Raw genomic sequence first — 16,922 nt, forward strand, 5'->3', positions numbered from 1 at the left:
AACTCCCATAAAATCTACGTTGTAGGGGAGTGATATGCAATCTGAACTCTTCCAGAATTTTATTGATTCCATTTCAACATTAACCAGTGAACAGCGAGACATTCTTAACAACTCGCTCCTTAGTACTCAAATAGAGGTTACCGAGGTAGTAGAAACCACTGACTCTGAACCTGTTTACAGTGAATCTATACCCAATAACGATAATGCAACACCTGACGTAGAAAAGAGCATACTTGCCCAATTTGCCGAAAACCCCAGGTGCCCCAAATGCAAAAGCCATAGCGTTGGTCGCTGGGGCATACGAAATGGCCGACAGCGCTACCACTGCAAGACTTGCGACTCAACGTTTAACGCCTTTAGTGGAACGCCTTTGGCAAGGCTCAGGCACCCTGAAAAATGGAACAAGTACCTCGCAGGTATGACTCACTCTATGGTCTTGCGACCAGCTGCTGCTGAGAATGCCATTGACTTGAAAACTGCGTTCCGCTGGCGTCACCGCTTTCTTGAAGTGATTAATAATGATCAAGCAGAAGAGCTTTGTGGCATTACTGAGCTTGATGAAACATTTTTCCGTGAATCCTTCAAAGGGCAAAGAGAAGGCCTTCCACGGCCAACCCGAAAGCGGGGTAATGATCCCAACAAAGCCCGAAAAGTCCCGGTAATGGTGGCTCGGGACCGTAATCGAAATACCGTTGACGGTGTATTAGAAAACGAAAGTGCTAATGAATTGTGCAGGCATTTAAATGGCCGCATATCGATACAGGCCACGGTCTGTGCGGATGCACACCTCGCTCACGAAAAACTTGCTGACAAGCTTGGATTTGTCTTCAAGGAGCTGGTGACATCAGCAGGTCAACATGTTGTTGAAGGCATCTACCACATCCAGACTGTAAATTCTTATCACAGTCATTTAAAACGCTGGATTGGCGGCGTATTCCAAGGGGTTGCAACTCGTTACCTTCCCCATTATCTGGCCTGGAGGCGAGAACTGACGGCAGCAAAAAAATTAACTGTTGGCCGGTTGATCAGCAGAATTACTGAACATTGGTGCTTCCAACCATTAACGGTAACTTAGCCCATATGATCGATACGTTGAATGTGGAACTGATGAGGATGCATTGGACATGTTCATTCTGAGAATTTTTTACATTTTAGCCGGTGTAGGGAAATTCTCAGATTGAGTGCTGAATGACGGCTGAAAGTGATTCAGATTTACTTTCAATGACAATACTTCCAACCTGAAGGCTGAGTAAATTGAAAGAAAGATATGATTACTCTGTGTTCTCACAGTATGCGCCGGTGACTTGGCCATTGACGCATTCGATTTCAGCGTTTTATGGAAGACCTCGACTTTCCACCGTTTCTCGTAGATTGCCTTGAGAGTCTCGGCATCACAGTCAAGATCGCTGCAAACCAGATAGAGAATGCCTGTGCTTCCGTCTTTGTTTTTAAAGACCTGACGGTATAGCAGAACAGGGAAATCGACACCTGCTATCCACCCTTGTACAGGCTTATCTTCTGAAAAATCGTAACTATTCAGCACTGAGCAAAGGCATATTACAGTAATTCCGAACAGCTCTATGAAGTGATTGATATATGTCCATTCCCTGTTTTCTGGCAGACGACAAATAGCTGCGAATCCGTGCAAACATAGAACCACCGTCTGCACTCCTGAAGCAGCCTGAGATTTTCTGCTTTAACTTGGCCATTCGAACATCCCGCTCACTGCCATTGTTATCGAAGGGAATGGTAAAATCTGACATGAAGCGCAGTGTCTCAGCCTTGAACTCAGTGAGTCGTTTGAAGAGATTGTAAGCTTTAGTATTCTTGACTTTCTTGCGCTTAAGCTCCTCTCGTTGCTTCTCCATATAGACGACTTCTTTCATTAGAGCCCGCTGAAGCAACCGGTCATAAATCTTCTCGATTCGTTCACAGACAACACTTGGCATCTGTAGCATACCTATGGTCTTAAAGCCCTTGCAGTAATGCCAGGAAAGCCTCAGTAGCTTCATCAATCGCAACGCCAGTTGATTGCTGTCCCTATCAACAACACCCAAAAGCTCCCTCAGGTGATGGGCATTGCAAAGTACGTGAGTTGCCGCATATGCAAAATAGGATTTCCAATGATCATGAACCAGAACGCCTGCAAATGTTAGCAGTATGCCCATCGTGTCCATGGCCTCACGACCTCGCTTTTCAGACAAGTAGTAGAGCGTCCATTGTTCATCCCGCATAACGTGTAGCCAGTGCAAAGAGCCCTCGGCCCGCATACCCGTTTCATCGGCTCCGGCAACAGACGATTCCCGCAAGGCGTCACGAATAACCTCTTCAGTAGAAGCCAGATTTTCATAGGTTCTGGCCACAAAATTGGCGACAGTGCCTGCACTTACACTCATTTTATAGAGAGTATTAAAATACTCTGACACGCGCTTAAAAGGCAGGAAATGGTATTGGTTAAGATAGACGGCCATAGCCTGTGTGGCTGAGCCATATTGTGCGGCAGCGGTAACACCTTCCGGGAATTCAGCCTGATTCCGACAACCACATGTGCAGATTTTTACTTCAGCTCTATGGGCCGTTACTTCAAATTCACCCGGTCTCCCTGGTTCAAACACCTGTCGTTCAATATATTTGACCGGCTCACTATCAAGAAGAGACGCCTGACATTTATTGCATTCTTTAACCGGAAGGTACTCAATATAGTCAGGGATATCGACCTGTTTAAGACCTGACTCTTGATCACATCTCTCCAGCGCTGAACTGCCGGGCTATCTGCCAGGTTTTTACCCGATCCTGCAATTTCGCCCAGCCTTCCCATACCACTAACCAGCCGGGCTGCCCTGTATGCTTTGAATCACCCCAACCACCAAGCCGAGCAATCGTTTGAAGCAGCCAAGTGACTGTTGGCGGCTTATCGGGCAACGCTTTTTTTTCATAGGTTAGCCAGAGAACCTGCCATTCATCATCACTGACCACCTCATTCGCGAGTGTTTTTTCACTCCAAAGCTTTCTGTCTTTGTGCTGCCTGTCATTCGGTAACATTAATGCTTCACGGATTTGCATTAGTCTGACAGCGACAAACATTAATATGACCGCAAGTCGTTCAATGTTATCCGGAGATTGCAGACGAAGCCTTTCTACTCCTGCTCCCGATTTCCAAGCCTTATGGAACTCTTCTATTCGCCATCGGAGCTCGTAAAATCGAATGATAGAGCGACAGTCTTCGAATGTTTCAATATCTTCAGTTGTCAATAGTACCCAGTGCAAACGGTCTTCGGAGTCATTGCCAATCTCTTCAGCCGACACAATATTCATAGTTACCGGTTCCGGCCTGCCGCCTGGCCTTTGCGGCGCCTGTATTGTCATCTTCTTTCTTTTGACCTGCAGCGTTGCCTTTCGCTTCTTTCTACCTCCTTTTTGAGGAACCACTATCGTATATTTCCCCAACACTTCAGTCTGAGCTAAGGAATCAAATAATAAGAGTTCGCCATCCACCAGGATTCTGTTTTGTGCTCTTACAACAAACCGCTGTCGGTTATCCAGTTTGTAGTGCATATATTCGTATATATCCGCCTCCCGGTCGCAAACACTGATGATGTCAGGCATTTTACCCCCCATCCTTTGTTCTGTGTTTTCAGAGGCTCTTTGCCACTTAAAGCTTTCCTTTCCCTCGTAAGGTAGCTGACGACGTTGGTTCTTTTTCCCCCGCTGAACGTCCTCTCTAACCCATCGTTCTTGATCAATAAGCCCAATGCTTCGCTCTGTATCCGCATCAACCAAGAAGACAGAGTGGACGTGGAATCCTCTGGTTTTAGAGCCTTCAGGACCTCCAAGATCACCAAGCTCGGATCTGACAGCATGTTTATAACCCAGGGTTGTTGTATCTTCGAGAGCCAGAAGTAGGCGAGACTGTCTCGCTATTTTGGCAGTTGCCTGAAAGCCTGCCTCAGCTATTGCTTCAGGCTTTACGGCCTCATTCTCAATCAGCCGGTAAGCTCCAGTTACCAGTGCGGTATAACCTTCGCATGAAGATGACAAAGAATTACCGGTATGAGCTGAAAGCTCGGCAGCAACTTTGACAAGTCGTTTTGTACGTCGAGTATCGCCCAAATCAGCACATCCAAAAGTTAGTTCTGACCATGGTTTAGGAGAAAGTGGAAGCATGACCTGTTTTATCAGTGAGAAATGATAGAACAAGGTAGCTATTTGTGATCAAGAGACAGGTTTAAGACAAGTGCCCTGATGCCCTTTCTTTCCACCGGCTTTATTACCAGAAGACTGTCTCAGACTTTTAGGATTGGGTTTTTCATCCGATGGATCGGTACCTTTATCTGCGGAAAGGTCGTCAGAATGATCTGGAGAATTACTGTTTTTACAAGGTTTTTGATAACCATCAGACGATGGCGGCTTGCTGCTGTTTTGACTGTTCTTGCCAACCTTTTCTTCCAATTCTCGACATCGCTCTTCCAGACAGGCAACTCTCATCCGCAGCTCTGCATTCTCTTTCAAGAGAATCTCAGCCGACATAGTTGCGGGTAGTTCTGGAATCATGCTGGCGAATATTGTGGAAAAATGGTGCTTAAGAGGATGGTATAAAAATCAGAAAATTCCAGATTTATGTGGGGGTGCTGAACAGTTACGAAAAATCAACAGTATCTATACGCTGTGAACGGCCTTGTAATTTGTCGTCCAGACTGAGGGATACCTTGCGGTTTGACTTCATCGCCATCAGGAAATGTTTATTACAGTCGTGTCGAATAAACATCATATTGTCGTTTGAGCAAAACCAGCTATCTGCAAGGACATAGCGGAACATAAGCTGGTTATGGCAGCAAATCATCAGCATCTCCCGCATCATTTCATTTTTGGTTTGCTCTGCATATCGTCTTACCTTTTTTGTCTTCAAGTCGGTGTACAGGATGGTTTTCTCGATCAATTTATAGGCGACAGGAATCGACGCATCTCCGGCATGGTAGTGTGCATTGAGCAGATTTATACCTTTCACGGTGCGATTTTTTGTATGATCGTAACTGTTCAGCACCCCCACATAAATCTGGAATTTTCTGATTTTTATACCATCCTCTTAAGCACCATTTTTCCACAATATTCGCCAGCATGATTCCAGAACTACCCGCAACTATGTCGGCTGAGATTCTCTTGAAAGAGAATGCAGAGCTGCGGATGAGAGTTGCCTGTCTGGAAGAGCGATGTCGAGAATTGGAAGAAAAGGTTGGCAAGAACAGTCAAAACAGCAGCAAGCCGCCATCGTCTGATGGTTATCAAAAACCTTGTAAAAACAGTAATTCTCCAGATCATTCTGACGACCTTTCCGCAGATAAAGGTACCGATCCATCGGATGAAAAACCCAATCCTAAAAGTCTGAGACAGTCTTCTGGTAATAAAGCCGGTGGAAAGAAAGGGCATCAGGGCACTTGTCTTAAACAGGTCGATATCCCTGACTATATTGAGTACCTTCCGGTTAAAGAATGCAATAAATGTCAGGCGTCTCTTCTTGATAGTGAGCCGGTCAAATATATTGAACGACAGGTGTTTGAACCAGGGAGACCGGGTGAATTTGAAGTAACGGCCCATAGAGCTGAAGTAAAAATCTGCACTTGTGGTTGTCGGAATCAGGCTGAATTCCCGGAAGGTGTTACCGCTGCCGCACAATATGGCTCAGCCACACAGGCTATGGCCGTCTATCTTAACCAATACCATTTCCTGCCTTTTAAGCGCGTGTCAGAGTATTTTAATACTCTCTATAAAATGAGTGTAAGTGCAGGCACTGTCGCCAATTTTGTGGCCAGAACCTATGAAAATCTGGCTTCTACTGAAGAGGTTATTCGTGACGCCTTGCGGGAATCGTCTGTTGCCGGAGCCGATGAAACGGGTATGCGGGCCGAGGGCTCTTTGCACTGGCTACACGTTATGCGGGATGAACAATGGACGCTCTACTACTTGTCTGAAAAGCGAGGTCGTGAGGCCATGGACACGATGGGCATACTGCTAACATTTGCAGGCGTTCTGGTTCATGATCATTGGAAATCCTATTTTGCATATGCGGCAACTCACGTACTTTGCAATGCCCATCACCTGAGGGAGCTTTTGGGTGTTGTTGATAGGGACAGCACAAACTGGCGTTGCGATTGATGAAGCTACTGAGGCTTTCCTGGCATTACTGCAAGGGCTTTAAGACCATAGGTATGCTACAGATGCCAAGTGTTGTCTGTGAACGAATCGAGAAGATTTATGACCGGTTGCTTCAGCGGGCTCTAATGAAAGAAGTCGTCTATATGGAGAAGCAACGAGAGGAGCTTAAGCGCAAGAAAGTCAAGAATACTAAAGCTTACAATCTCTTCAAACGACTCACTGAGTTCAAGGCTGAGACACTGCGCTTCATGTCAGATTTTACCATTCCCTTCGATAACAATGGCAGTGAGCGGGATGTTCGAATGGCCAAGTTAAAGCAGAAAATCTCAGGCTGCTTCAGGAGTGCAGACGGTGGTTTTATGTTTGCACGGATTCGCAGCTATTTGTCGTCTGCCAGAAAACAGGGAATGGACATATATCAATCACTTCATAGAGCTGTTCGGAATTACTGTAATATGCCTTTGCTCAGTGCTGAATAGTTACGTATGATCAAAATGCCAGGTGTTCAGGGCATTCTCTTTGCTGAACTGCTTTTCCTGAATCGTATCGTCAAAGATCAAAACCCCATCACTGCACTCAACCTGTCGCACGACGGGTTTAACGTAAAGCCATAAGTCACGACTGGTAAACTCATTGTTTGAAAGCAATCGGGTGAATTGGTCATGACTGTAGACATTATCCAAAAGCTCTGACACTCCCGTTGCAGTGGTCTTCCCAGACGACGACAACAGGTAGTCAGAATAAAGTTCTATGAGATCATTTTTCATGCCACCAATAATGGCTGATTTTCAGCAAGGTGCGTAACTTGAGTTATGAAGACTCCGACATCAAGACCCTCTTTTACCCTTCAATCAGGATTAAGCCTGATTGAGCTGATGATTGCCCTTACCCTGAGTTCCCTGATAATGCTTGGCGTTATGCGTATGTTTGTAGACAGCACTCGCTCAAGTGCTGCTGATACTGCCCTGATGCAGATTCAGGACAGTGCTCGTATTGCCATGGAAATCATAAAACACGATGTTCGTATGGCCGGTTTCAGGGGGGTATGCGTTCCGTCGGATGCCGAATTAACACCCGGTTCGCTGATCGACTTCAACAGTGAGTCAATCTCGGGGACTGAAGGTGGGGGGACCCAAAGTGATACGTTGGCCGTCCTCAGAGCTGAAGAGGTGATGCGTACAATAAGTCCAATGGACTCAACACTAACAACTGTGGAAATTAAAAATGGCTCTTTTCGTATTGCAGACTGCTGATTTCATAAATCAGGCTGGAATCCTCCTGTGGCAGGGCTTGGCAATATTTAGCCAGCAGTTTCCTGAAGGCATTGTATATCAAGGCCTTTGGCCAATTTTCATTGCAGAGCAGTCTGTAACCCGAAAAGAGCCTTAAAAATTTTGATAATTCAGGAAAAATAGAGCTGGATCGTGCCATTTGTTATTCAAATACCGACGTGTTACTGGTATCTGACTGTCGTTCACTTGCTGTGTTTCAGCCCCAACAGAGCGATGATCAATACGCTTGTGATGACAGCCCGGAAGTACACAACCTGATTACACCCAAAGGAAAAACGGGAAATTTATCCTTAGACGAATACATAATCCCTCCGAACTGCAGCGGTGACTCCCCTGAAAACTGCCCATTATTATACAGTTTGGGCAGCACCGCTGGCATGGTCTACAAAGTTTATGAGACAGAGCGGCTGGGGTCTGATGCGCAGCCCATCCGGGCATTGTTCAGGGGCCCCGGACCAGAAAAACATCCTGCTGATACTGAACCCGTCATTCAGCACCCGTATCAGGAATAAATTTCCTGATACGGTCGCCCAAGAATTGAAATAATAGTCAACTGCCTTTCTTGTAATCCAACCACATGCTTTTCATGTCCATCGACCAATAGCACGTTGATACCCTGAAAGCAGAAAAACACCCAACGCGCTGTCGGGTTTTGGCAGGGTTTCCGCTTCATGTCCGGGAAAAACCGACTCTGTCGTTTTAGCTCATGCCTAATTCGATGCTGAATCGCCGCATACACTAACAGACACAGCGTCATCACCATCAGCAAGGCTTCTATTCGTTCCGGTTTCTTTAAAAACAGCGAAGAAACCAGAAACTCCGGGCTCTTCAAAAACCGAAAGCCACGCTCTACTGACTGTTGTGATTTGTAAGTACTTAGCACTTCTGCTGTACTCAGCCGACTGTCGTCCAGATCATTCGTCGCCAGCACAAAGCAACCCAGAGAACACTCTGCATCTTTGCGACAGTCAACGGATACCCAAGGATATCCGCTCACATAATATTCAATACTGTCCGGTTTAGAGCCTTTCTCCGGACGACCTACCTTGGTATAGCAGGGTTTCTCAGTAATGACAGGTTCCGCCTGACAATAAATAGTTTTTGACTGCCATTCATCGAACGCACGCAATGCGTCGGTTTCACACTTGAAGGCTTTTTTGGCCAGTTTACTGGTCAGCGCTTCTGCTTCTTTCTCAGACTTCTTTAGCATTTTTTTCAGCAGTGTTTTTTGTTCGCTCTTTCGAGCCTGCTCGCTGCGGACCAGAATCCAGCGCTGGGAGACACCCGCATGATCTGACAGCATTTCATGACTCTCATAGCCCTCAGCACCCTCCACTGGTGTCATTTCACAAGAAGCGACACTGTCAATCAGTTCTCTGGCTTCTTTGATTTTTGACGGAACCCGGGTGATAAATTGCTGGCCCTGCTGATGAAGTATCTGTACGTTATCTGTTGTATAAAGTGCTGCATCACCAATCAGGTAGCGATTATTCAGGGCTTCCCGGTAGGATTTCAAATGGCTGCTGATGACTTTTTTAAAGTTTTTATTGTCGTTTACGTTGCCACTGGACGCTTTCATAAAAACGGGAATACCGGCCTGATTTTCCGTCATCATCAGCAGTATTGCCTGGTTGAGCTCGGGTCGATGATCCCTGCTGTATCCACGACAGAGTTTGATACAGTGCATATCTTCTTCGTCGACGTCAGATTCGCTGTTATAAACGCCGTCCACATGCAAGCTTGTTGAGTCAAGGTTCAGAGCCTTGCACGGCAGTTTTAAGACATTCACTGCCTTGACAGCCAGCGATAAATAGACCTCACTTACATCCAGTTCAAAAAGCTGATCCAGGGCTCTGCCGAGTACACTGTCGTTAATGTGTTCGGGTTTAATACCGGGCCTGATGAGTTTATCCAGCGGTTTATCAGCATGAAACTCCGGGAACATATGAAGCGTGCGGGCAGTGAACCCAAGGCCGTTAAGCAGCATTGATACTACGGTTTCGCCAAAGGAAATATTCCGGTGTTCAGATTGGTTAGGAACCAGGGAATCCAGATGATTAGAGATACCGAGTTCTTTGCACATACCGGCAACCAAACCCATATGATCGATACGTTGAATGTGGAACTGATGAGGATGCATTGGACATGTTCATTCTGAGAATTTTTTACATTTTAGCCGGTGTAGGGAAATTCTCAGATTGAGTGCTGAATGACGGTTTCAGCTCAGAGCCAAAATCTATATGGCAGGGCTGAAAGCTTCGTTGGGGCAGCTGAGAGAGCTGTTAGCTGCGTAACTTCAGTTCATAATTCAAATGTGATTTCGTAAGACATATTGCTGTTATTTTGTCCGTAATTACTCTCACTCCAGGCGATAAACAGCGTGTACTCAGGTTCACTGGCTTCTGGCTGTTGCAAACGGGCACCAGCTCCGGGCATGGTTCGTTCAAGCTCAGCGTTCCACTGAGTAACATCGTCTATCGCCAGACTTGCCGGCCCACAGTCAGTCTTCAAACAGCCGCCAGATGCTGGAATATCTGGAAAATCACTAAAAAGTTCTTCGTAATTATTGGCTACACTGCTGTTACGCCTCATCCTCTCTATCAGGTCGTAGGATAAAATGGTCGCCTGGCTTCGGGCTGTCTCTTGATCACAAATAGCTACCTTGTTCTATCATTTCTCACTGATAAAACAGGTCATGCTTCCACTTTCTCCTAAACCATGGTCAGAACTAACTTTTGGATGTGCTGATTTGGGCGATACTCGACGTACAAAACGACTTGTCAAAGTTGCTGCCGAGCTTTCAGCTCATACCGGTAATTCTTTGTCATCTTCATGCGAAGGTTATACCGCACTGGTAACTGGAGCTTACCGGCTGATTGAGAATGAGGCCGTAAAGCCTGAAGCAATAGCTGAGGCAGGCTTTCAGGCAACTGCCTGCCAAAATAGCGAGACAGTCTCGCCTACTTCTGGCTCTCGAAGATACAACAACCCTGGGTTATAAACATGCTGTCAGATCCGAGCTTGGTGATCTTGGAGGTCCTGAAGGCTCTAAAACCAGAGGATTCCACGTCCACTCTGTCTTCTTGGTTGATGCGGATACAGAGCGAAGCATTGGGCTTATTGATCAAGAACGATGGGTTAGAGAGGACGTTCAGCGGGGGAAAAAGAACCAACGTCGTCAGCTACCTTACGAGGGAAAGGAAAGCTTTAAGTGGCAAAGAGCCTCTGAAAACACAGAACAAAGGATGGGGGGTAAAATGCCTGACATCATCAGTGTTTGCGACCGGGAGGCGGATATATACGAATATATGCACTACAAACTGGATAACCGACAGCGGTTTGTTGTAAGAGCTACACAAAACAGAATCCTGGTAGATGGCGAACTCTTATTATTTGATTCCTTAGCTCAGACTGAAGTGTTGGGGAAATATACGATAGTGGTTCCTCAAAAAGGAGGTAGAAAGAAGCGAAAGGCAACGCTGCAGGTCAAAAGAAAGAAGATGACAATACAGGCGCCGCAAAGGCCAGGCGGCAGGCCGGAACCGGTAACTATGAATATTGTGTCGGCTGAAGAGATTGGCAATGACTCCGAAGACCGTTTGCACTGGGTACTATTGACAACTGAAGATATTGAAACATTCGAAGACTGTCGCTCTATCATTCGATTTTACGAGCTCCGATGGCGAATAGAAGAGTTCCACAAGGCTTGGAAATCGGGAGCAGGAGTAGAAAGGCTTCGTCTGCAATCTCCGGATAACATTGAACGACTTGCGGTCATATTAATGTTTGTCGCTGTCAGACTAATGCAAATCCGTGAAGCATTAATGTTACCGAATGACAGGCAGCACAAAGACAGAAAGCTTTGGAGTGAAAAAACACTCGCGAATGAGGTGGTCAGTGATGATGAATGGCAGGTTCTCTGGCTAACCTATGAAAAAAAAGCGTTGCCCGATAAGCCGCCAACAGTCACTTGGCTGCTTCAAACGATTGCTCGGCTTGGTGGTTGGGGTGATTCAAAGCATACAGGGCAGCCCGGCTGGTTAGTGGTATGGGAAGGCTGGGCGAAATTGCAGGATCGGGTAAAAACCTGGCAGATAGCCCGGCAGTTCAGCGCTGGAGAGATGTGATCAAGAGTCAGGTCTGGAAGGTGGCAACACCCTTACCGGCACAGAAGAAGGCCAGGTTTTATTTGGTGCAGCCGGACAAATCTCCGAAACGATCCAACTCAGTCTTTGCAACTCTCTCAAAGAAGGGCCTGCCAGGGGAATCTGGATAAACGGGGCGGGTCAGGCAAGAGCCGGAGGCACACCAGTATGCCCAGAGTAAAAGCACAGGGCTTTACGCTCATTGAAGTATTAGTTGCTGTTTTAATTCTCAGCATCGGGTTACTTGGCATGGCAGGCCTTCAGCTTATGAGCCTGCAGGCATCAAACAGTTCCCTCTCCCGAAGCCCTGACTCTTGATCACATCTCTCCAGCGCTGAACTGCCGGGCTATCTGCCAGGTTTTTACCCGATCCTGCAATTTCGCCCAGCCTTCCCATACCACTAACCAGCCGGGCTGCCCTGTATGCTTTGAATCACCCCAACCACCAAGCCGAGCAATCGTTTGAAGCAGCCAAGTGACTGTTGGCGGCTTATCGGGCAACGCTTTTTTTTCATAGGTTAGCCAGAGAACCTGCCATTCATCATCACTGACCACCTCATTCGCGAGTGTTTTTTCACTCCAAAGCTTTCTGTCTTTGTGCTGCCTGTCATTCGGTAACATTAATGCTTCACGGATTTGCATTAGTCTGACAGCGACAAACATTAATATGACCGCAAGTCGTTCAATGTTATCCGGAGATTGCAGACGAAGCCTTTCTACTCCTGCTCCCGATTTCCAAGCCTTGTGGAACTCTTCTATTCGCCATCGGAGCTCGTAAAATCGAATGATAGAGCGACAGTCTTCGAATGTTTCAATATCTTCAGTTGTCAATAGTACCCAGTGCAAACGGTCTTCGGAGTCATTGCCAATCTCTTCAGCCGACACAATATTCATAGTTACCGGTTCCGGCCTGCCGCCTGGCCTTTGCGGCGCCTGTATTGTCATCTTCTTTCTTTTGACCTGCAGCGTTGCCTTTCGCTTCTTTCTACCTCCTTTTTGAGGAACCACTATCGTATATTTCCCCAACACTTCAGTCTGAGCTAAGGAATCAAATAATAAGAGTTCGCCATCTACCAGGATTCTGTTTTGTGTAGCTCTTACAACAAACCGCTGTCGGTTATCCAGTTTGTAGTGCATATATTCGTATATATCCGCCTCCCGGTCGCAAACACTGATGATGTCAGGCATTTTACCCCCCATCCTTTGTTCTGTGTTTTCAGAGGCTCTTTGCCACTTAAAGCTTTCCTTTCCCTCGTAAGGTAGCTGACGACGTTGGTTCTTTTTCCCCCGCTGAACGTCCTCTCTAACCCATCGTTCTTGATCAATAAGCCCAATGCTTCGCTCTGTATCCGCATCAACCAAGAAGACAGAGTGGACGTGGAATCCTCTGGTTTTAGAGCCTTCAGGACCTCCAAGATCACCAAGCTCGGATCTGACAGCATGTTTATAACCCAGGGTTGTTGTATCTTCGAGAGCCAGAAGTAGGCGAGACTGTCTCGCTATTTTGGCCTATTTTGGCAGTTGCCTGAAAGCCTGCCTCAGCTATTGCTTCAGGCTTTACGGCCTCATTCTCAATCAGCCGGTAAGCTCCAGTTACCAGTGCGGTATAACCTTCGCATGAAGATGACAAAGAATTACCGGTATGAGCTGAAAGCTCGGCAGCAACTTTGACAAGTCGTTTTGTACGTCGAGTATCGCCCAAATCAGCACATCCAAAAGTTAGTTCTGACCATGGTTTAGGAGAAAGTGGAAGCATGACCTGTTTTATCAGTGAGAAATGATAGAACAAGGTAGCTATTTGTGATCAAGAGACAGCTTCCAGACCGTCAAAAACCTGCAAAACTTCGGAGTCTTCGAGGATAATAAAGCCATTACTCCAATCACCACCATCGCAGGTAGTGGCATCGCTCGAGCTGCAGACGGTAATAGCGGTGCTGTTGGCTGCCGCTTCACTGCGCGCAAAATGCAAAGCTGCCAGAATCCGGTTGATCTGAGATGTAAGTCGATTGTCTTGTATGCTGCTTTCAAAGCTGGGGTAGGCAATCGCTGCCAGTATGCCAAGGATGGCAACAGCGATCATTAACTCAAGCAGGGTAAATCCCTTACTGCTGTTTGTGATCATTTTCTATCTATTGGCAAGGCCAAATGGTGTGAACTAATTGGCAGAAAATTAGGTCATAATAAGCGTGATTCGTCTAATAAAAGCCGATCAATGGTGATGAAAAGCGACGAACTGTACAGGTTGGTTAAAAATACGTCTGTGCTTTTCTAACTGGATTTTTGGGCTTTTTGTTGATTGCTGATCCATTGATCAAAAGAAAGGAACCTTTAATAGATTAAATCCGGGTACTTCTGTTTCCGGGGTTAAAATTGGGTAAAGAAGCGATGTCTATACCAGAAAGCCTGATTAAGATGTAGATGGAACACAGCTTCTGGCAATTGGATATCGTAAATTATCGAACAAACTGGGTGCCAGGGATTGGGCAATGAAGTACATGGTTGGGCATCGTTACTCAGCAAATTATGTTGCCAGCTCTGATAAAGCGCATGAGGGCACTCGCTACCATTTGTCAGGCCATCCTCCTCGTTCTCCCTATCATCGGTTTAGTCCTTCCAAGGCAATGGGGGTTTCTCTGATAGAGTTACTGGTCTCCTTGTCCATTGCAGCTATTTTGATTGCAGCGTCTGCTCCCAATATGAAAACCCTTATCGTTAACAACCGGATCGAAAATGTGGCTGATGAACTGTATGGCAATTTGATGCTGGCCAGGTCTGAGGCTGTCAAGCGACAACGGACCGTTACATTGTGCAGTACCGTGGATGACCTGACCTGTGATGAAAGTAACTCCGGCTGGCATCATGGCTGGCTCATTTTTACGGATGCAAGTGACGATGGCCTGTTGAATGACAATGATCAGTTGATTCGCCGTGTTACAGAGCAATCAGCGCTTATCACAATCTTGTGGAATCGTGGTTACAGCCTTCGATTCAATAGTCGTGGACAGACAAATCAAGCCGGTACTTTTCAGGTTTGTGACCAGGGCAGTAACAGCGATGCCAAAGCCAAAGCGATTATCATCAGCATGACAGGACGTCTCCGGACGGAGGAGCGGGAAGCATGCGGCTGAAGGATTTCCATTGTGATGAAAAAAGTCCTGAAAAAAATCAGGGCGTAGGGTTGATTGAAGTGCTGATCAGCCTGCTGGTGATCACCATTGGCATTCTTGGTATGGCAGGGGTGCATAGTAGTAGTTTGCAGTATAACCAGTCATCTTATGTGCAATCACAGGCTACCTTTTTAGCTACCGATATGCTGGATCGTATTCAGGCCAACAACCATCTGGCTAAAAGTGGTGCAAGTTATCAGGTTGGATTAAATGATCTTGAGTACAGCCAATGTGTTGAAAGTGGCTACCCCGATAGTTGTGAGGCTGGAAACTGCAGCCCAGAGGAGATGGCGGCTTACGATATTCTGCAATGGAAGTTTCAGCTGAGATGTCAGATCCCGGGAAGCCAGGGTTCAATTACCTATCAGGACAGCGATGGTGTTCGAACTTATATCATCCGCCTCAGTTTTCCGGAGATGGGCAACAGGGTTCCCCTGAGTGACGTGGTATTACGGGGGATACTATGAAACGGATTGAGAACGGATTCTCACTGGTTGAAATGATGATTGCCCTGGCTCTTGGGCTGGTGCTTTTTACCGGGGTTGGCCACCTGGTGCTGGCATCCAGCCGATCGTGGGCATTGCAGGATGAACTGGCACGAGTTCAGGAAAATGGCCGGCTGGCTCTGGATATTCTGGGGCAAAGTATCAATACTGCGGCGTATACTGGCTGTCCTGCCCAGGCAAAGCTGGCCAATTTACTCTATTCTGAAAACGATAATCGTCAGTGGATGATGCACTTTGATAAAGGCGTTCTGGGTATTCCTTCCGGTAACAGTGTTGAACAACAGCTGGACAGTAATGCGATCTCTGAAGCCATTATTATCCACAGCGTTGATAGCAACCAGTCCACCCTGGTCAGTGGCCATAATACAGGCATTGCTTCGGTCACACTGGCTGAAAGCCGAAGCCAGGATGAAGGTGATCTTCTGGCTCTGATTTCATCAGATTGTCGACAGGTTTCCATCTTCCGGGCAGGGGTTGAAACAAGCAACAGAGTTGTAACGCATCCGGCTGCCGTCAGTGGCAGCCTTTATAACTGTATCAGTCAGTTACAGGGTAACTTCAGTTGCCATGGCAGTACTGTTGATTCCGGCAATATCAACCATCAGGGATCACGACTGGTACCACTGCAGTCTTATGCTTTCTATCTGAGGGAAAGTAATAACGTACCTGTACTGTATCGGAAACTGGCGGGTGAATACGTCAGTGGCAACAGTATTAATGCAGAAGCGCTGGTTGAAGGTATTGAAGGGCTAAGCATTCGTTATGGGCTGGACAGTGACAATGACGGGGTTGCCAACCGGTATATGACAGCCGGTGAAATAACGCCCTACAGCGATGAGTGGCGGCGCATCATTACCATCAAGCTTGAACTGCTGGCTCGGAGTTTCACTGAAGTGGCCCCGGAAGCTCAGGCCTATTTCTTTGCCGGCCAGCGTGTGCTACCCAATGATCTCTATGTTCGCCGGAGCTTTATGAAAACCATTAAGCTAAGGAATCGTGGGCTATGATGGGTGATTTTTTAACTACATCAAGAATCAGGCAAAGCACTGTACCTTTCCGGAAAAGAAGTTTACTGAGCTCAGAAATAGACGAGAAAGGAAGTGTATTGCTGGTCAGCCTTGTGATGTTGCTGGTTATTACCGTTGCTGGTTTGACCGCAGTAAAAATGGCAACGCTTGAAGAGAAGATGAGTGGTAATTATCAGGACCAGCAGATGGCGTTTTATGCCGCAGAGGCTGCGTTAAAACAGGCAGAAAATTTTATTGCCGACAATGAACTGGCCTTATCCGGCTTTGGCGTAAATTGTGACAATGGGTACTGTTTTACCGGAAACGACATTGACGATATTGGCAGCTGTGACCCGGGTGTTTCCGAGCCATGGTTAACTGGCACCCTGTGGAGTGATAACGGTCGACACAGAGTAACGACAGTTTCCATCAGCGGTATATCGGCTCAGGCCAAATATATTATTGAATTTCGCTGCTATATCGCCAAAGAAGCCTCTGGGCCGTTACCAGACCCGGCCAATCGTGGGGATTGGGCTAAGTTCTATCGGATTACCGCTCTGGCTACCGGCGGTTCGGGTGATTCGCGGGTAATGCTTCAATCGTCGTATAAAAAAAGCAGCTGATGTTGAGTTAGCGGTGGAATTCTAACAGGGAA

Annotated in this window: 19 protein-coding genes and 2 pseudogenes; 10 read left to right on the forward strand and 11 right to left on the reverse strand. The window is 46.7% G+C overall.

All coding sequences use genetic code 11. The features are described 5' to 3' along the window. Positions 1 to 34 precede the first annotated feature (34 nt). Positions 35 to 1,075 carry an IS1595 family transposase gene (locus tag MJO57_RS04680; protein ID WP_252017335.1) on the forward strand — a complete coding sequence of 347 codons (1,041 nt, stop codon included), beginning with the start codon at positions 35 to 37 and terminating at the stop codon, positions 1,073 to 1,075. A 69-nt stretch (positions 1,076 to 1,144) separates the two neighbouring features. On the opposite strand, the gene MJO57_RS04685 is transcribed toward MJO57_RS04680, so the two are convergent. The 6 genes from MJO57_RS04685 to MJO57_RS04710 form a co-directional block, all read right to left on the reverse strand. Next, complete coding sequence (locus tag MJO57_RS04685) at positions 1,145 to 1,543, reverse strand: transposase (protein WP_252023380.1); 399 nt, start codon at positions 1,541 to 1,543, stop codon at positions 1,145 to 1,147. Further along, positions 1,533 to 2,753 (reverse strand): IS66 family transposase, encoded by a 1,221-nt coding sequence (locus MJO57_RS04690; RefSeq protein WP_371924863.1) that lies wholly within the window; start codon positions 2,751 to 2,753, stop codon positions 1,533 to 1,535. The genes MJO57_RS04685 and MJO57_RS04690 overlap by 11 nt, the downstream gene beginning before the upstream one ends. Then, positions 2,740 to 4,164: an IS4 family transposase gene (locus tag MJO57_RS04695; protein ID WP_252023382.1), complete on the reverse strand. Its 1,425-nt coding sequence runs from the start codon at positions 4,162 to 4,164 to the stop codon at positions 2,740 to 2,742. Before MJO57_RS04695 ends, MJO57_RS04690 begins: the two co-directional genes overlap by 14 nt. Before the next feature lie 48 nt (positions 4,165 to 4,212). Beyond that, on the reverse strand, positions 4,213 to 4,551 hold the full coding sequence (locus MJO57_RS04700; protein ID WP_371924773.1) for a DUF6444 domain-containing protein: 339 nt from the start codon (positions 4,549 to 4,551) through the stop codon (positions 4,213 to 4,215). Positions 4,552 to 4,636: 85 nt separating this feature from the next. Further along, positions 4,637 to 5,005, reverse strand: a complete 369-nt coding sequence (locus MJO57_RS04705) for a transposase (protein ID WP_252023384.1) — start codon at positions 5,003 to 5,005, stop codon at positions 4,637 to 4,639. After that, positions 4,938 to 5,117 (reverse strand): hypothetical protein, encoded by a 180-nt coding sequence (locus MJO57_RS04710; RefSeq protein WP_252023386.1) that lies wholly within the window; start codon positions 5,115 to 5,117, stop codon positions 4,938 to 4,940. The genes MJO57_RS04705 and MJO57_RS04710 overlap by 68 nt, the downstream gene beginning before the upstream one ends. Here MJO57_RS04710 and MJO57_RS04715 point away from each other — a divergent pair. Beyond that, positions 5,116 to 6,150 (forward strand): IS66 family transposase, encoded by a 1,035-nt coding sequence (locus MJO57_RS04715; RefSeq protein WP_252023387.1) that lies wholly within the window; start codon positions 5,116 to 5,118, stop codon positions 6,148 to 6,150. The two genes, MJO57_RS04710 and MJO57_RS04715, sit on opposite strands and share 2 nt — an antisense overlap. After that, the gene (locus MJO57_RS04720) at positions 6,150 to 6,629 is read left to right on the forward strand and encodes a transposase (protein ID WP_252026943.1); all 480 of its coding nucleotides are present in this window, start codon (positions 6,150 to 6,152) and stop codon (positions 6,627 to 6,629) included. The genes MJO57_RS04715 and MJO57_RS04720 overlap by 1 nt, the downstream gene beginning before the upstream one ends. Here the strand turns inward: MJO57_RS04720 and MJO57_RS04725 are convergent, their stop codons facing one another. After that, complete coding sequence (locus tag MJO57_RS04725; RefSeq protein ID WP_252023388.1) at positions 6,630 to 6,917, reverse strand: hypothetical protein; 288 nt, start codon at positions 6,915 to 6,917, stop codon at positions 6,630 to 6,632. A gap of 45 nt (positions 6,918 to 6,962) precedes the next feature. Here MJO57_RS04725 and MJO57_RS04730 point away from each other — a divergent pair, with 45 nt between their 5' ends. Beyond that, positions 6,963 to 7,403: a PilW family protein gene (locus MJO57_RS04730; protein WP_256493232.1), complete on the forward strand. Its 441-nt coding sequence runs from the start codon at positions 6,963 to 6,965 to the stop codon at positions 7,401 to 7,403. 541 nt (positions 7,404 to 7,944) lie between these two features. Here MJO57_RS04730 and MJO57_RS04735 read toward each other — a convergent pair. Together MJO57_RS04735 and MJO57_RS04740 are read right to left on the reverse strand one after the other, a co-directional pair. Further along, positions 7,945 to 9,582: an IS1634 family transposase gene (locus MJO57_RS04735; protein ID WP_252019985.1), complete on the reverse strand. Its 1,638-nt coding sequence runs from the start codon at positions 9,580 to 9,582 to the stop codon at positions 7,945 to 7,947. Between the two features lie 161 nt (positions 9,583 to 9,743). Continuing rightward, positions 9,744 to 10,034 carry a hypothetical protein gene (locus tag MJO57_RS04740; protein WP_252023390.1) on the reverse strand — a complete coding sequence of 97 codons (291 nt, stop codon included), beginning with the start codon at positions 10,032 to 10,034 and terminating at the stop codon, positions 9,744 to 9,746. A 103-nt stretch (positions 10,035 to 10,137) separates the two neighbouring features. Here MJO57_RS04740 and MJO57_RS04745 point away from each other — a divergent pair. Beyond that, positions 10,138 to 11,569 (forward strand): annotated as a pseudogene (locus MJO57_RS04745) (IS4 family transposase). A 186-nt stretch (positions 11,570 to 11,755) separates the two neighbouring features. Beyond that, the gene (gene pilV / locus MJO57_RS33135; protein WP_371924775.1) at positions 11,756 to 11,905 is read left to right on the forward strand and encodes a type IV pilus modification protein PilV; all 150 of its coding nucleotides are present in this window, start codon (positions 11,756 to 11,758) and stop codon (positions 11,903 to 11,905) included. On the opposite strand, the pseudogene MJO57_RS04750 reads toward pilV (MJO57_RS33135), so the two are convergent. Together MJO57_RS04750 and MJO57_RS04755 are read right to left on the reverse strand one after the other, a co-directional pair. Then, a pseudogene (locus MJO57_RS04750) lies at positions 11,906 to 13,343 on the reverse strand (IS4 family transposase). Positions 13,344 to 13,391: 48 nt separating this feature from the next. After that, positions 13,392 to 13,709: a GspH/FimT family pseudopilin gene (locus MJO57_RS04755; protein ID WP_305881905.1), complete on the reverse strand. Its 318-nt coding sequence runs from the start codon at positions 13,707 to 13,709 to the stop codon at positions 13,392 to 13,394. Between the two features lie 364 nt (positions 13,710 to 14,073). Here MJO57_RS04755 and MJO57_RS04765 point away from each other — a divergent pair, with 364 nt between their 5' ends. Genes MJO57_RS04765 through MJO57_RS04780 form a run of 4 tightly spaced genes read left to right on the forward strand, consistent with a single transcriptional unit; the run spans position 14,074 to position 16,890 of the window. After that, entirely contained in the window at positions 14,074 to 14,715 is a 642-nt protein-coding gene (locus MJO57_RS04765) for a GspH/FimT family protein (RefSeq protein WP_252023391.1), read from the forward strand. Beyond that, complete coding sequence (gene pilV / locus MJO57_RS04770) at positions 14,706 to 15,221, forward strand: type IV pilus modification protein PilV (protein ID WP_252023392.1); 516 nt, start codon at positions 14,706 to 14,708, stop codon at positions 15,219 to 15,221. Before MJO57_RS04765 ends, pilV (MJO57_RS04770) begins: the two co-directional genes overlap by 10 nt. After that, entirely contained in the window at positions 15,218 to 16,267 is a 1,050-nt protein-coding gene (locus MJO57_RS04775; protein ID WP_252023395.1) for a PilW family protein, read from the forward strand. The genes pilV (MJO57_RS04770) and MJO57_RS04775 overlap by 4 nt, the downstream gene beginning before the upstream one ends. Then, positions 16,264 to 16,890: a PilX N-terminal domain-containing pilus assembly protein gene (locus MJO57_RS04780; RefSeq protein ID WP_252023397.1), complete on the forward strand. Its 627-nt coding sequence runs from the start codon at positions 16,264 to 16,266 to the stop codon at positions 16,888 to 16,890. Before MJO57_RS04775 ends, MJO57_RS04780 begins: the two co-directional genes overlap by 4 nt. Positions 16,891 to 16,922: the final 32 nt, after the last annotated feature.

Source organism: Endozoicomonas sp. SCSIO W0465 (genome assembly GCF_023716865.1).
GTDB lineage: Bacteria > Pseudomonadota > Gammaproteobacteria > Pseudomonadales > Endozoicomonadaceae > Endozoicomonas.

Coding starts and splice junctions, on each gene's coding strand:
- MJO57_RS04740 (WP_252023390.1), bottom strand. CDS start 10,034: ATGAGGCGTAACAGCAGTGTAGCCAATAATTACGAAGAACTTTTTAGT.
- MJO57_RS04680 (WP_252017335.1), top strand. CDS start 35: ATGCAATCTGAACTCTTCCAGAATTTTATTGATTCCATTTCAACATTA.
- MJO57_RS04755 (WP_305881905.1), bottom strand. CDS start 13,709: ATGATCACAAACAGCAGTAAGGGATTTACCCTGCTTGAGTTAATGATC.
- MJO57_RS04735 (WP_252019985.1), bottom strand. CDS start 9,582: ATGCATCCTCATCAGTTCCACATTCAACGTATCGATCATATGGGTTTG.
- pilV (WP_371924775.1), top strand. CDS start 11,756: ATGCCCAGAGTAAAAGCACAGGGCTTTACGCTCATTGAAGTATTAGTT.
- MJO57_RS04720 (WP_252026943.1), top strand. CDS start 6,150: ATGAAGCTACTGAGGCTTTCCTGGCATTACTGCAAGGGCTTTAAGACC.
- MJO57_RS04730 (WP_256493232.1), top strand. CDS start 6,963: ATGAAGACTCCGACATCAAGACCCTCTTTTACCCTTCAATCAGGATTA.
- MJO57_RS04700 (WP_371924773.1), bottom strand. CDS start 4,551: ATGATTCCAGAACTACCCGCAACTATGTCGGCTGAGATTCTCTTGAAA.
- pilV (WP_252023392.1), top strand. CDS start 14,706: ATGCGGCTGAAGGATTTCCATTGTGATGAAAAAAGTCCTGAAAAAAAT.
- MJO57_RS04780 (WP_252023397.1), top strand. CDS start 16,264: ATGATGGGTGATTTTTTAACTACATCAAGAATCAGGCAAAGCACTGTA.
- MJO57_RS04765 (WP_252023391.1), top strand. CDS start 14,074: ATGAAGTACATGGTTGGGCATCGTTACTCAGCAAATTATGTTGCCAGC.
- MJO57_RS04710 (WP_252023386.1), bottom strand. CDS start 5,117: ATGCTGGCGAATATTGTGGAAAAATGGTGCTTAAGAGGATGGTATAAA.
- MJO57_RS04775 (WP_252023395.1), top strand. CDS start 15,218: ATGAAACGGATTGAGAACGGATTCTCACTGGTTGAAATGATGATTGCC.
- MJO57_RS04725 (WP_252023388.1), bottom strand. CDS start 6,917: ATGAAAAATGATCTCATAGAACTTTATTCTGACTACCTGTTGTCGTCG.
- MJO57_RS04695 (WP_252023382.1), bottom strand. CDS start 4,164: ATGCTTCCACTTTCTCCTAAACCATGGTCAGAACTAACTTTTGGATGT.
- MJO57_RS04715 (WP_252023387.1), top strand. CDS start 5,116: ATGATTCCAGAACTACCCGCAACTATGTCGGCTGAGATTCTCTTGAAA.